The sequence below is a fragment of the Sphingopyxis sp. LC363 genome (assembly GCF_000756385.1).
Classification (GTDB): Bacteria; Pseudomonadota; Alphaproteobacteria; order Sphingomonadales; family Sphingomonadaceae; genus Sphingopyxis.
Genome location: NZ_JNFC01000008.1, coordinates 1 through 14,362, shown reverse-complemented (window position 1 = coordinate 14,362; position 14,362 = coordinate 1). Strand labels below are relative to the sequence as shown.

The window sequence follows — 14,362 nt, the reverse complement described above, 5'->3', positions numbered from 1 at the left end:
AGGACTTTATGCCGTTCCCCAAAAGCCTCGTGCGGGCGGCGTCAAGACACCTGTGCCGTGTCCGACGCCGCCCGGCCGATCGTTCGCCAGCCACAAGGGGCCGTCGAGATCGACGAAGGCCGATCGCGCCGCGATAATCAGCGCGGGCGCGATCGACAGGGACGAGGAAATCATGCTGCCGGTCATCACGCCGAGCCCCGCGGCGGCGGCGGCGTCGGCGAGCGCGAGCGCGCCGGTCAGCCCGCCCGTCTTGTCGAGCTTGATGTTGATGACCTGATATTTTTCGGCGAGCGCGCCGACGTCGCCCGCGACATGCGCCGATTCATCGGCGGCGATCGGGACGAGCGGCGCGAAACCCGCAAGCGCGTCGTCCTCGCCCGCCGGGAGCGGCTGTTCGAGAAGGTCGATCCGCAATTCGGCGAGCAGCGGCTGGAGTCGCTCGACCTCGGCAAAGGTCCAGCTTTCATTGGGATCGACGATGACGCGCGGCGCCGGCGCCGCATTGCGCACGGTGCGGATCTGCGTTTCGGGATCGCTGCGGTCGACCTTGATCTTGATCAGCGGCGCGCGGGCGAGCGCGCGGGCGGCGGCGCCCATCGCGGCGGGGGTGTCGAGGCTGACGGTGATCGCGGTCGGGGTGGCGCCGAGCGGCGGGCGGCCGAGCCGGTCGGTGACGCTCTGCCCCGATGCCTTGGTTTCGAGGTCCCACAGCGCGCAGTCGACCGCGTTGCGCGCCGCGCCCGCGGGCATGATTTCGGCCAGCTCTTCGCGCGTCGCTCCCGCCTCGATCGCGCCGCGCGCTTCTTCGATCGCGGCCAGCGCGCCCGCGATCGATTCGCCATAGCGCGGATAGGGCACGCCTTCGCCGCGCCCGGCAAAGCCGTCGTGCCCGATTTCGACCGTCACCACATCCGCGACGGTCTTGACCCCGCGCGAGATGCGGAACGGCCTGGCTAGAGGGAAAGCGTCGTTTTGCGCGGCGAGGGTTCGAAGCATTTGGCGATCCAGTCGATGATGGGGTCGACGCCCATGGAAAAGGGGTCGGTGCAGGGCAGGCCGAGCGCGTCGGCGGTTTCGGCGCACAGTCGTTCGGCCTCGGCGGGCGAGAGCTTGGAGGTGTTGAGCGCGACGCCCACGGCGCGAACGTCGGGATTGGTGAGCCGCGCGACCTGCAGGTTCGCGTCGAGCGTCTCGCGAAGACCCGGCATCGGATAATGCGGCAGCCCGCGCATGTGCGGGCGCACGGGATCGTGGCACAGCACCAGCGCATCGGGCTGCGCGCCGTGGAGGAGGCCGGTTGAAACGCCGGCGAAAGAGGGGTGGAAGAGCGATCCCTGACCTTCGATCAGGTCCCAGCCGTCATCGTCGCGCGGCGGCGACAATTGTTCGATCGCGCCCGAGATGAAATCGGCGATCACCGCGTCGAGCGGCACGCCGCTGCCCGCGATCAGGATGCCGGTCTGGCCGGTCGCGCGGAAATCGGCCGCCATGCCGCGCGCGCGCATCGCGCGTTCGAGGCAGAGGGTCGCGTACATCTTGCCGACCGAACAATCGGTGCCGACGGCGAGCAGCCGCTTGCCCGCGCGCCGCTTGCCGTTGCCGATCGGGATGTCGGGGCGCGGGTCGCGGACGTCGTGGAGCGTGCGGCCATGGCGTGCGGCAGCCTCGACCAGCGCCGGCTCGTCGCGCAACCGGTTGTGTAGGCCCGAGGCGACGTCGAGCCCGGCCTCGATCGCCGCGACCGCGTCGCGAACCAGATCTTCGCCGAGCTTGCCTCCGGCATTGGCGATGCCGAGCACCAGCGTCCGGGCGCCCGCGGCGACCGCTTCGGCAAAGCCCATGCGGGGAAGGCCCAGCGACAGCTCGCAATCGTCATGGCGAAATTCGCCGACGCAATCGTCGGGCCGGAAAACCGCGAGGCCGCGCGACGTCTTGATGCCGACTTCGTCGTTCACATGGCCAAGATAGAGGAGATAGGGGCTGGCGATCATGAAAGGCCTCTCAGGTGGGGACGGGAGTATCATGCTCGAAGCGTCCGGACCGCGCGTCTTCAAAGGCGGGGGAGGGCCATAACCGGTGGCTATGGACTTGGGCGGTGGGGCTGCGCGCCGCTGGCGGCGCCGGTTTTCGGGCGGGGCCGCAACTTTGTCCGGCAGCTAACATACTTCTGCGACAATTATTGTAAGATAAATAGGCCAATTCAACTGGCCATAGGGGAATATGTATGAACATCGTGAAGTCCGTGCGGCGGGCCCTGCGCGGCACCGCGACGACCGCGACCGCGCTGGCGCTGCTCGCGGGACCCTGCGCTATTCCCGCGACCGCGCAGACCCCGGCCCCCGTGGCGCCCGCCGCGGCCGAGCAGGCGAAGCGCCCCAATGTGATCGTCATCCTCGTCGACGACATGGGCTTCTCGGACATCGGCCCCTATGGAAGCGAGATCCCGACCCCCAACCTCGACGCGCTGGCCAAGAACGGCCTCCGCTTCACACAATTCTACAATACGGCGCGTTGCAGCCCCTCGCGCGCGTCGCTGTTGACGGGCCTCTATCCGCACGAAGCGGGAATGGGAGGGCTCGACAGCGTTGTGCGCCCCGGGGTGGGCGGTTTGCAGGGCCGCATCGCCGATCGCGCGGTCACGATCGCCGAAGTGCTCAAGCCCGCAGGCTATTTCACGGGAATGGCGGGCAAATGGCATGTTGGCGCGCAACACGGCACGCCGCCGAAAGAGGTGGGGTTCGACCGATCCCTCTTTCACAAGGGCGGGACCTATTTCCCGAATCAGCCGGGCCGCGAGTTCGCGATGATCGACGGCCAGCGCACGCGGCTCGATTCGCCCGAGGTGGGCAAGGGCGAATGGTATGCGTCGGACATGCTGGTCGACTGGACCGTGCGTTTCGTCGACGAGGCGAAGGCGCAGGGAAAGCCCTTCTTCCTCTATTTGCCGTTTACCGCTGTCCATTTTCCGGTGATGGCGCCGGCCGACGAGATCGCGAAGTTCAAGGGCAAATATATGGCGGGCTGGGACAAGCTGCGCCGCGACCGTTTCGAGCGCCAGAAGCAGACGGGGTTGATCGCCGCCGATGCGACGTTGTCCGAGGTTTTGCCCGAGGCCTATGACTGGGACAAGATGTCCGCGGCCGACAAGGAGCGGTTCGACATGATGATGGCGGTCTATGCCGCTGCCATCTCGCGGATGGACAAGGCGATCGGCACGCTGGTTGCCGATTTGAAGGCGCGCAGCGAATTCGACAACACGCTGATCCTCTTCATGTCGGACAATGGCGGCAACGCCGAAAGCGGCCCTGATGGGCGCACCGGCGTAGCGCCGTGGGGCGGAAAAAATTCGAACGTCTTCGTCGGGCTCAATTGGGCGACACTGCAAAACACGCCGTTCCGCTATTTCAAACATTATGCCGAGGAAGGCGGGATCGCGACGCCGCTGATCGCGTCATGGCCGGCCGGGATCGACGCGAAGGTTCGCGGCACGACGGTGCGCGAGCCCGGCCACCTGATCGACGTCATGCCGACGCTGGTGGAGCTTGCCGGCGCGAAATATCCGGCGCGGTTCGATGGGCACGACATCCGCCCGATGTCGGGGCGCAGCTTTGCCGGTGCGTTCGAAGGCGAGCAGCTGATGCGCAGCCTGCCTATATTCTGGGAGCATGAGGGCAATAAGGCGGTGCGCGAAGGCAAATGGAAGCTGGTCGCGCAATTCGGCACGCCCTGGCAGCTTTATGACATGAGCAGCGACCGGACCGAGACGCGCGACCTTGCCGCCGCGCACCCCGACATCGCCGCACGCATGGCGAAGCAGTGGGAGGACTGGGCGGCGAAAAGCTTTGTTGACCCGTGGCCGAACAAGATCGACGGCGGCGTGGTGAAGGGCCGGCTGGAAGGCGGCAAGGCGCCGGGGCCCGGAAGGGCCAAGCGCGGCAAGGGGAAGCGCAAGCGTGCGCGGGCCGCGGCGGGCGAATGACACGCACGGCGCCCGGTGCGCCCCAAAAAGAAGCCCGCAATCGCCAGCTGGCGATTGCGGGCCAATGGGACCCAAGGAGGTTGGGATCAGAAGCGGAAGCGGACGCCGACGCGGTAGATCGTCTCGAGGAAACGCGTCTGCCACGGATAGCTATGGCCCTCGGCGTCATATTGCCGGCGGTTCGTCGCCGCCGCGCCGAGCAGGTTCGTTGCGCTGAACGCGATCGTCACATTCTTCGTCGGATCGAGCGTCGCGTTGAAGTCGAGGCTGCCGCGGCCGTCCTCGATGATCGGCGTCGTCGGACCGAGCACCGCATTCCCGAGCGACGGATCGTTGACCCGGTTATAGTCGGTGACGAAGTCCGAACGGTAATTGTACGACAGCCGGGCCGAGAAGGACTGGTTCTCGTAAAAGACCGACGCGTTCGCGATATGGTTCGACACGCCGGCGATCCGCTGTTTGCCCGGCAGGGTCGCCGCCAGCGCCTCGGGCAATTCGGTCCCATGGTCGATATAGGTATAGTTCGCGAGGACGCCGAAATTTTGAAGCCATTCGGGCAGTTGCGGGAAGCGAAGGAAGGTGCGGAAGGCGGCTTCGATGCCGCGCAGCCGGCCTTCGCCGCCGTTGAACGGCCGCGTGACGCGCAGCCGGCCGAATTCGGCATCTTCGACATCGGTTGTGAAATCGGAGATGAAGCCGGTCACGTCGCGCTGGAAGGCGCCGAAGGTCAGCGAACCGCCCCGCGAGAAATACCATTCGAGCGACGCGTCGTAATTTTGCGATTTGATCGGTTCCAGATCGGCGTTGCCGCCCGAAGCATTGCGGACGCAATCGACATCGTTCGGATCGGTGTTGCAGATCGCCGAGGGCGCGCCGATGGTCAGCGACGGGTTGAGGTCGCCGAAACCGGGACGCGTGCGCGTTTCGGTGAAAGCGAGGCGAAGCTGCAGCTTCGGTGCCAGGCGAATGCGCGCGCTGATGTTGGGCAGGAAGTCGGTGTAGCTATTCGACTGCGACACCGGGGTCACCGTGGTGACGCCGCCCGTGGTTACCCGGTCGAAGCCGTTGATTTCGGTCTCGGTGCGAACGGCGCGGAGGCCGACGAGGCCGTCGACCGTCATGCTGCCGATGTCGAAGGCATAGCGGCCCTGGACATAGCCCGCATATCCCTTTTCGTTGCCGAAATAGACGCGGTCGAGCGGCGGGACCTCGGTGCGGTCGCCCGTGAGGTCGCGCAGGAAGTCCAGATTGTCCATGATGCTGTCGGTGGTCGGGGTCAGAAAGACGCGCGTGACCGGCACCTTGTCGCCGCGAAAGCCCGGTGCAACGGTATTATATTCGAGCGGCAGCAGCGAATAGAATTGGCCGGCGGGCGCGTTGCCGCTTTCCGAATAATTGGCAAAGTCGAAATCGCGGCTGTTGAAGCGGACGCCGGCCTGGACGTTGGTAATGCCCGTCGGACCCATCCGGTAATCGAAGTCGAGCCGCCCCTGCCAGTCGCGGCCGTGGTTGCGCTCGCCATTCTCGCCGAGCCCCACCATGCGATAGCGCGACGGGTCGTTGACGGGGAAATCGTCGACGACGACGGTGCCGCCACCTGCGCCGATATCGGTGTCGAAATCATAGGTGCGCGTCGGTTGCGGCACGACGAGCGAATAGTTGAATTGGGTCGTCCGCCGCGTGAAGGTCGAATCGGTGAAGGCGACGTCGCCCGTGATCTTCAGGCCGTCGCGCTTCCAGATGAAACCGGTGCCCGCCTGATAGGTGTCGGTCTTCCCCGTCACGACATTCTGGTTGCCGGTCGGGATGCCGCCGGCGGTCGCCGTCATGCTTTTGACCTGGTTGGTGCCGGGGAACAGCTCGATGTCGGTCAGGTTCGCCTGCACGCCCGAGTTGATCTGGAGGTTGCTGCCGTAGCCGCTGCTGCGATAGCCTTGGAACAGGAAGTCGGCATAGAGTTCGAGTTCGTTGCTCGGGCGCCACTGCAGCGCGGTCGCCACCGACGGGCGGTAGCGATCGGCGGTGTTATAATTGATGTTGACGAACGACGGATAGCGGATCGTGCCGAGGCCCGCGACGTTGCGGCTGAGAATCGCCTGCGCGACGTTGCGCGATGAATCGAGGAATTTGAGGTCGGTGTAGGACCCCTCGATCAGGAAGCCGATGTCGCCGATGCCGGTTTCCCAGCGCTTGCTGAGCAGCAGGTTCGCATCGACGCCGAGTTTCTGCGACTGCTTCCAGTGCACGCCGCTGACGCCGCCGGCGATGCGGTCGCCCTTGAAATCGAGCGGCTTGCGCGCGCGCACGTCGATCAACCCAGCGACGCCGGGTTCGAGCAGATTGGCACTGCCCGATTTATAGACGTCGATGCGCGCGATGGTGCTCGACGGAAAATCCTGAAGCGCCACCGCCCGGCCCTGACCCGTGAAGAGTTCGCGGCCATTGTAGGTGGTCGCGATATTGGGCAGGCCGCGGACGCGGGTGCCGGCGGCGGTGCCGTTCGCATAGTCGACCTGCACCCCGGTGATGCGCGCGAGCGATTCGGTCGCGGTCACGTCGGGCAGCTTGCCGATATCCTCGGCGACGATCGAATCGACGATCTGATCGGAGTCTTCCTTGATCGCCTGCGACGTCGCGAGGCTGCGCTGGATCGCGGTGACGACGATCGCGTCGTCGGCCTGCGGATCTTCGGGCGCCGACTCGACGGTGACCTGCCCGTCCTGGTCCTGTGCCAGTGCCGCCGAAGGCATGGCGATGAGCCCCAAGGCCGACGTCGTGCACGCCAGGATTATCTTGTTTCGCATTATGAACTTCTCCCCCCTTCAAATCGGATAAGTATAGAATTAATATGATAAAATTCGGCGCGAAGCCGCCGGTTAGCTGGCCGTGCGCTATCTGGCGCGGCGCCGGGGCAAGGCTGGTTGCGGCAAGCTCGCGATCCACTTCGAAAGCTTCGTCGAGAGCTTGGCGGCGATCGCGGGATCTTCGGTCTTTCGATCACGCTGTTCCCGCGGATCCTCTTCGATATTGTAGAGTTCGACGCCACCGCCGTCGGCGTTCATCAACAGCTTCCACGGACCCGAGCGGATCGAATAGAGCGGGCCGAAGGCTTCGCCGCCGGGGCGTGCGATATGGCTGTAGATGTCGGGGCGCGAGGCGATCGGCCGGCCGCGCCAGGCGGCGGACATATCGATGCCGTCGATCCCCGCCGGCTTTTCTGCGCCTGTGATCGTCGCGAGCGTCGGCAGCAGGTCGACCGCTTGCACCACGCTTTTCGCGTCGCGTCCGCCCCCAGCGATATGGCCGGGCCAGCGGACGATCAGCGGCTGGCGCACACCGCCTTCATAGAGGCTCGCCTTCCGGCCGCGGTAGGGCGCCGCCGATCCCGGCGTGTTGGCGCCGATGGTGGGGCCGTTGTCGGAGGTGAAGACGATCAGCGTGTCGTCGAGCTCGCCTCTCTGCCGCAGGCCGTCGACGAGCCGGCCGATCTCGGCATCCATCGCCACGAGCACGGCGAGGAACTGGTCCTCGCGCGGCGTGGCGCCCTTGCCTTTTGTTGCGGCGAGCTGCTCGGCGCTGGGAACCCACGGCGTGTGCATGTCGGTGAGCCAGAGCTGCGCGAACCACGGGTGGTCCTTGCTGCGCCCGACGAAATCGAGCGTCTTGTCGACGAAGCGGCCGGTGATTTCGGCACGCGGCAGCCATTCGACCGGGCCCTGACCGAGTTCGGCGCTCTGCTGGCCCAGCTTGTTGGTGAGGTCGGTCGGCAGGACGCGCGGGCCGAGGCCTTCCCACTGGGTGTAGCTTTCGTCAAAGCCATAGGCAGACGGGAGCGGCGCGTCGCCTATGTCGCGTCCGCCGCCGAGGTGCCATTTGCCGAAATGGCCAGTGGCATAGCCGACCTGCCGCATCATGCGCGGCAGGACCGGAAGCGACGGGTCGAGCCAGTCGGCCTGGCCGAAATTCCGGTTGCGCTTGCGGTCGTGAATATAGGTGACGAAGCGGTCGCGCGCGGGGAAGCGGCCCGTCATGAAGCCGGCCCGCGACGGCGAGCAGATCGGCGCCGCGTCATAGAATTGCGTCATCACCATCCCGTCGCGCGCGAGCGCGTCGATGTTGGGCGTCGCGACCAGCTTGTTGCCGGTCAGCGACAGGTCGGCATAGCCCATGTCGTCGATCAGGATGAACAGGATGTTCGGCTTCTGCGCTGTTGTGCGGGGAGTCGATTCCGCTGGCGCCGGAGCGGAGGCGAAGCCGTGGGCTGGAAGGATGCCGGCGCCCAGCATTGTGAAAAGGGCGGCCCCCGCCGCCCCGATCGTCCACCGCCGTGCATGCCGTGCCGATTTCATCCGTTCCTCCCTTGTCCGGCTCTGCGCCTTCGTTATATCTGTATTATCGTATAATTCAGACGAGTCAAGTTTATGGCGCAGGACGGGAGGGTGAGATAGTGAGGAAATGGGTTGGGCTTGCAGGTGCGGTGCTGGCGCTGCAGTCGGGTGCGGTAATGGGGCAGGGCGCGCTCGGCGCCAATTTCAACGAGCATTATGAAGATGTCGATTATCGCGAGCTCGATAGCGCGGGCGCGAAATGGATTCGCCTCTTCCTGCCGATGCCGCAGGTCGATCGCGGGGCAGCCGAACATGGCGCGATCCGTACCACGCTGGAGGCCGGCGCACGCGGATACCAGACGATCTTCACATTAAAATGGCCGCAAAACGACCGTGATTTCCCCAAGGCGGGAAGCGCGGAGTTTGTCCGCGAACTGGCGCGGCTCGATGCCGTATTGCCGCTGGTGATGGGCAAGGTCGACATATTGGTGATCGGCAACGAGCCCTATTTCGAAACGCGCGAGCAGGACCGCGACCTCGACCTCAATGCCTTTTACGAGGCGATGGCGGGTCGTATCATCGCCTATCGCAAGGCCAATTGCGGCAGCGATTGCAAGACGAAGCTCTATATGGGCGCGCTCAACCGGCTCGACCTCAAGAAGAATAGGACGCCATCGACCGAACGCTGGCTGGCTTATGTGAAAGCGACGCCCGAGATCGAGGGCGTGAACATCCACCCGCATGTTCCGAAGATCGAGCTGTCGAAAGCCTTTCTCGATTATATCCTGCCACGGATGCGCCCTGAGCAGACATTCATCGTCACCGAATTTTCGCTCGTCGGCTGGTGGCAGCAGAATCTGACCAAGCCGGTCGCGCCGGCCTTTGCCGACAAATATCAGGCGCCGCGGGATGCGCAAAACTGGCAGATCATCAAGGCGGCGCTCGAAAAGCCCTTCCCCAAGGAGCAGTGGGATGACTTCCTGCGGATGAGTCCGTGGTTCGAAAACCGCAAACATTATATCGCCAATCAGATGAAGATATTCCGCGACACCGGCCGGCTGGCGGTTGCGACCTATGGATTCAAACAGGGCAGCTCGATGTCGAGAAATTTCGGCCCGAAGAAGACGCCGTGGTTGCTCAACAGTGTCTACGCGGGACGGACGATCCGTCCCAATCCCGACGGCACAGCGCCGTTCAACTATGCCTGGATCGACGATTTCCGGCGAATGCAGGCGAAATAGCGCCGCCGCGTTGCGTGCCCGTAATAAATCAGATATATCCTACTCAAGCCGATAGGGAGGGCGTCTTGAAATCCACATTGTCGCGTCGGGCGCTGCTGCTGGCTGGCGCGGGAGTGGCCGCGCTGCCGCGTGTCGCCCTGGCCGCCGCGCCGCGCACCAAGCCCAATATCATCCTCATTTACGCCGACGATCTCGGATATGGCGACCTCGGCTGTTATGGCGCGACGGCGCTCAGGACGCCCCATGTCGACCGTCTCGCAGCGCGCGGAACGCGCTTCGTCAACGCGCACTCGCCCTCGGCGACGTGTACGCCGTCGCGTTATGCCTTGCTGACCGGCGATTATGCTTGGCGCGCGTCGGGAACGCAGATACTGCCCGGCGATGCACCCGCGCTGATCCGGCCGGGGCAGTTCACCTTGCCGCATATGCTGAAGAAGGCGGGCTATGCCACCGGCGTCGTCGGCAAATGGCACCTCGGCCTCGGCGACGGCAAGGTTGACTGGAACGGCGAGATCGCGCCTGGGCCGCTCGATATCGGGTTCGACTATGGCTATTTCATGCCCGCGACGCTCGACCGCGTCCCGACGGTATTGATTGAGAACCGGCGCGTGGTGAACCTCGTTCCCGCCGATCCGATCCGCGTCGACTACAAGGCCAAGATCGGCGACGAGCCGACCGGCGCCGAGCATCCCGAGCAGTTGAAGTTCAAGGGCGATCCCGAACATTCGAACACGATCGTCAACGGCATCAGCCGCATCGGTTATATGACCGGTGGTAAGGCCGCGCGCTGGAAGGATGAAGAGCTTACCGACCAGCTGCTCGGCAAGGCGATCGATTTCGTTGCCGAGCGCAGGGATAAGCCCTTCTTCCTCTATTTCGCGATGAACGAGCCGCATGTTCCGCGCGCGCCGCATCCGCGCTTTGTCGGCGCGTCGGGCATGGGACCGCGCGGCGACACGATCGTCCAGTTCGACTGGACCGTCGGCGCGCTGATGGAAAAGCTCGCCGAGATCGGCATCGCCGACGACACGCTGGTTGTCCTCAGCAGCGACAATGGTCCGATCCTGTTCGACGGCTATGACGATCGTGCGGTCGAGCTGGCGGGCGACCACAAACCGTCGGGCCCGTATCGCAGCGGCAAATACAGCATCTACGAAGGCGGCACGCGGGTGCCGATGATCGTCAGCTGGCCGGGGCATGTGCGCGAAGGGCATGTGTCCGAGGCGCTGGTCGATCATGTCGACATGGTCGCGTCGCTGGCGGCACTGGTCGGACAGGCGCTACCGCGCGATGCCGCCGTCGACAGCTTCGACATGCTGATGCCGCTGATGGGGCGGAGCGAGCCTGGGCGCGACCATGTGATCGAGGATACAAAGCTGATGGTGACGACGGGATCGACCGTCGCGAGCAGCGGCGCGCGCATCCTCGCGCTGCGCACCGGCGACTGGAAGTTCATTCGCGGCAGCGTGAAGCCGCATGAATTCCACGGCAACGCGATCGGCACGCTGCGGCGGCACCAGCTCTACAATCTGGCGAACGATCCGGGCGAGCGGGAGAATCTGGCCGGAAAGATGCCCGACCTTACCGCCCGGCTGGCGGCGCGGCTCGACAAAATCGAAAAGGACGGCCGCAGCCGGCCGTGATCAGGATCTAGAGGAGATGAGGATGCGGGGATTATTGGCCGCCGCCGCGGCGATGGCTTGCCTGCCGGGCGTGGCGCAGGCGCAGGGGGCGCTCGGCGCGAATTTTAATGAGCATTATGAAGATATCGATTACCGCGACCTTGAAAAGGCCGACGCAAGCTGGGTTCGCCTGTTCGTGCCGATGCCCCAGCTCGACCGCGGCGCCGCAGAGCACGGGGCGGTTAAGGCGATCCTGGGCGCGCATGCGCGCGGCTACAAGACGATCCTGACGCTGAAATTCCCGTATAACCGTGGTGATTTCCCCAAGGCGGGCACCCCAGCTTTCGCGCGCGAACTGACGCGCGTCGATGCGGTGCTGCCGCTCGTCGTCGGCAAGGTCGATATCCTCGTCGTCGGCAACGAGCCTTATATCGAGAGCCGCGAGAAGGATCGCGACTTCGACCTCAATGCCTTTTACGAGGCGATGGCGAAGCGCGTGATCGACTATCGCGCGAAGGCGTGTCCCGGCGACTGCAAGACCCGCCTTTATATGGGCGCGCTCAACCGCATGGATATCAAGAAGAACCGGACCACCTCGACCGAACGCTGGATGGCCTTCGTCAAGGCGACGCCCGAACTCGACGGGGTCAACATCCACCCGCATATCCCGGCAATCCAGGCCTCGAAGCCCTTCCTCGACTATATCCTGCCGCGCATCCGGCCCGAGCAGAAATTCATCGTCACCGAATTCTCGCTCGTCTGGTGGTGGAAGCAGAATATGAAGGGCGTCGTGGCGCCCGCCTTTGCCGATAGATATGCAGCGCCGCGAAATGCGCAGAACTGGCAAATCATCAAGGCGGCGCTCGAGACGCCTTTTCCCAAGGAGCAGTGGGACGACTTCCTGCGGATGAGCCCGTGGTTCGAGAACCGCAAACATTATGTCGCGAACCAGATGAAGATATTTCGCGACACCGGCCGGCTCGCGGTCGCCACCTACGGCTTCAAGCAGGGCAGCTCGATGTCGAACAATTTCGGTCCCGACAAGACGCCTTGGCTGATCAACAGCGTGTTCGCGCCGGCGACGATCCGCAAGAATGCGGACGGCAGCGCCGCGCCCAACTATACGATCTTCGACGATTTCAAGGCGTTCCAGAAGGATAAATGACCGTGCAGATGAAAAGCTGGATCACTGGCCTGTCGTTGGCGGCGCTGTCGCTGGCGCCCTCGGCCGACGCGCAGCAGAAACTGAAAGCCGCCGTCGCCGACGATATTTTCGCCGACCATCCGTCGATGGACAAGAATGCGACCGTGATGCCCGCGCCCGACGCGAAGCCCGTCGCGCCGGTCTTCTCCGAACGGCCGATCGGCGACGCGTCGATCGCGCGATTGCCGGGGGGCGGCTGGATATTGACCGGGACATCGCTGCGCACCGGCGCGCGCCACGGCGTCGAACTCTGGACCTCGCCCGACTCAAAGAAGTGGACGCGCATCGGCTCGGCGAAGATTTCGGGCGAGGGCATCGCGCCGGGGGACGTGTCCGAACGCTATCTCGCGCCGTCGGCGACGGTCGCGGGCGACGAGCTTTATCTCGCTTTCTCCGACAAGACGGGCTGCGCGCGCGTCGCGACGGGACGGGCGACACAGCCGGGCGGCGCGTTCAAGGCTTCGCCCTGCCTCGTCGAGGACGCGTCCGACGTATCGCTGTTCGTCGACGAGGACGGCACCGGCTATCTTCTATGGGGGGGCGGCTATATCGCGAAGCTCGTCCCCGGTTTTGCCAAGCTTGCCGAGGCGCCGCGCTTCCTGAAGCCCGATCAGGCGCTGTTCGCCAAGCATCCACCGGTCGGCAAGGATTGGCCGGTGCGCACGCGTGTCGGCACGCGCGGTGCGACGATGGTCCGCGACGGCGACCGCTATGTCCTCGCCGCGAGCGAAGCGACGGGGCGGATGCGCACCGCGACCGAAGATCTGTTCGTGGCCGAGGCGCCGACACCCTATGGTCCCTTCACGATGCGCTCGCTCGCGGTGCCGCACGCCGGGCGCGGTTCGATCGTGCGGTTGGAGGACGGCAAGCTCGCCGCGGCCTATAACCCGAAATGCGACGACAGCTTCGCGATGTTCTGCGAGCAGATCGGGCTGGTACCGCTCGAACGCGCACCCGATGGGCGGCTACGGCAGGCCGCATCGGTGATCACCGAGGACAGCGCGGTCGCGGCACGGCAAGCGCTGGTGACGAGCGAGACGATGCGCGATCCGTCGGTGACGCTCGGCGGCGACGGCAATTATTATCTCGTCGGGACGCTCGACGGCTATGGTTATCACAAGCCCGACGGCGGGGTGAAATTATGGCGCTCGTCGGACCTCAAACAATGGGACGAGGTCGGCTTCATCTGGAAATGGGAAGACATGGGCTATGACTTCGGCAAGAATATCGCCGAACTCTGGGCGCCCGAGATCATGTGGTCGGCGCGCGACAAGACCTATTATCTCGCTTTTTCGGTGATGGAGAAGGGCGTCGGCGGCAAGACCTGGCTCTATCGTTCGAAGACCGGCAAGGCCGATGGACCATATGAGAATGTGACCAGGAGTTTCTTCGTCAAAGGCATCGACGGATTCCCGTTCGAGGATGACGACGGCCTCTATTTCCTGTGGGGCGGCGGCAATATCGCGAAGCTCAACGCCGCTCGCAGCGGTTTCGAGGGATCCGTGCGCCAGCTTGTCGACGCCGACGGCGATCATGTCGGTTACGAAGGCAACGGACTGATCAAAGCGAACGGCGTCTATTTCCTTACTGGTGCCGAATGGCACGGCCCGCTGCGCACGCACGGCACCTACGACATGATGTACGGCACGTCGAAGAAGCTGTTCGGTCCCTATACGCAGCGCCGCATGGGCGCGCCGCACGGCGGCCATGGCACGGCGTTCCGCGATAAGGAGGGGCGCTATTGGTACACGATGTTCGGCAACGATCCGACCGCGCCGTGGCGCATGCAGTTCGGGCTGGTGCCGATCGACATTGGCGATGCCGAATCGATCGGTATTCCGCGGATCGACGCCGCGCGAGACTAGGTGCTGAACCCATAAATTGGATTCCGTGTAAGGCTGGACTGTGATTCACTGAGTTTGGAGGTGGATCATGGCGCGTTTTGATTTGAGCGATGCGGAGTGGGCGATTATCGCACCGCTGTTGCC

The 14,362-nt window shown here is 64.6% G+C and carries 9 protein-coding genes; 5 read left to right on the top strand and 4 right to left on the bottom strand.

What is annotated here, in order from left to right; genetic code table 11:
- Positions 1 to 6 precede the first annotated feature (6 nt).
- Entirely contained in the window at positions 7 to 996 is a 990-nt protein-coding gene (gene dgcA, locus FG95_RS04100) for an N-acetyl-D-Glu racemase DgcA (RefSeq protein WP_037554158.1), read from the bottom strand.
- Complete coding sequence (gene dgcN / locus FG95_RS04095) at positions 954 to 1,991, bottom strand: N-acetyltransferase DgcN (RefSeq protein ID WP_037554157.1); 1,038 nt, start codon at positions 1,989 to 1,991, stop codon at positions 954 to 956. Before dgcN ends, dgcA begins: the two co-directional genes overlap by 43 nt.
- A gap of 233 nt (positions 1,992 to 2,224) precedes the next feature.
- Here dgcN and FG95_RS04090 point away from each other — a divergent pair, with 233 nt between their 5' ends.
- Positions 2,225 to 3,979 carry an arylsulfatase gene (locus FG95_RS04090; RefSeq protein ID WP_081932995.1) on the top strand — a complete coding sequence of 585 codons (1,755 nt, stop codon included), beginning with the start codon at positions 2,225 to 2,227 and terminating at the stop codon, positions 3,977 to 3,979.
- Between the two features lie 86 nt (positions 3,980 to 4,065).
- On the opposite strand, the gene FG95_RS04085 is transcribed toward FG95_RS04090, so the two are convergent.
- The gene (locus tag FG95_RS04085) at positions 4,066 to 6,783 is read right to left on the bottom strand and encodes a TonB-dependent receptor (RefSeq protein WP_037554156.1); all 2,718 of its coding nucleotides are present in this window, start codon (positions 6,781 to 6,783) and stop codon (positions 4,066 to 4,068) included.
- A gap of 87 nt (positions 6,784 to 6,870) precedes the next feature.
- A complete protein-coding gene (locus tag FG95_RS04080; RefSeq protein WP_052182068.1) occupies positions 6,871 to 8,328 on the bottom strand; it encodes a sulfatase-like hydrolase/transferase in 1,458 nt (485 codons plus the stop codon).
- A gap of 98 nt (positions 8,329 to 8,426) precedes the next feature.
- Here FG95_RS04080 and FG95_RS04075 point away from each other — a divergent pair, with 98 nt between their 5' ends.
- The 4 genes from FG95_RS04075 to FG95_RS04060 all read left to right on the top strand — a co-directional run bounded on the left by FG95_RS04075 (position 8,427) and on the right by FG95_RS04060 (position 14,239).
- Entirely contained in the window at positions 8,427 to 9,548 is a 1,122-nt protein-coding gene (locus FG95_RS04075) for a hypothetical protein (protein ID WP_200880146.1), read from the top strand.
- A 65-nt stretch (positions 9,549 to 9,613) separates the two neighbouring features.
- Entirely contained in the window at positions 9,614 to 11,191 is a 1,578-nt protein-coding gene (locus FG95_RS04070) for a sulfatase family protein (RefSeq protein ID WP_235211454.1), read from the top strand.
- Positions 11,192 to 11,213: 22 nt separating this feature from the next.
- On the top strand, positions 11,214 to 12,335 hold the full coding sequence (locus FG95_RS04065) for a hypothetical protein (RefSeq protein WP_200880145.1): 1,122 nt from the start codon (positions 11,214 to 11,216) through the stop codon (positions 12,333 to 12,335).
- A complete protein-coding gene (locus tag FG95_RS04060) occupies positions 12,332 to 14,239 on the top strand; it encodes a family 43 glycosylhydrolase (RefSeq protein WP_037554154.1) in 1,908 nt (635 codons plus the stop codon). Before FG95_RS04065 ends, FG95_RS04060 begins: the two co-directional genes overlap by 4 nt.
- Positions 14,240 to 14,362 lie beyond the last annotated feature (123 nt).

Coding starts and splice junctions, on each gene's coding strand:
- FG95_RS04090 (WP_081932995.1), top strand. CDS start 2,225: ATGAACATCGTGAAGTCCGTGCGGCGGGCCCTGCGCGGCACCGCGACG.
- dgcA (WP_037554158.1), bottom strand. CDS start 996: ATGCTTCGAACCCTCGCCGCGCAAAACGACGCTTTCCCTCTAGCCAGG.
- FG95_RS04065 (WP_200880145.1), top strand. CDS start 11,214: ATGCGGGGATTATTGGCCGCCGCCGCGGCGATGGCTTGCCTGCCGGGC.
- FG95_RS04060 (WP_037554154.1), top strand. CDS start 12,332: ATGACCGTGCAGATGAAAAGCTGGATCACTGGCCTGTCGTTGGCGGCG.
- FG95_RS04085 (WP_037554156.1), bottom strand. CDS start 6,783: ATGCGAAACAAGATAATCCTGGCGTGCACGACGTCGGCCTTGGGGCTC.
- FG95_RS04080 (WP_052182068.1), bottom strand. CDS start 8,328: ATGAAATCGGCACGGCATGCACGGCGGTGGACGATCGGGGCGGCGGGG.
- dgcN (WP_037554157.1), bottom strand. CDS start 1,991: ATGATCGCCAGCCCCTATCTCCTCTATCTTGGCCATGTGAACGACGAA.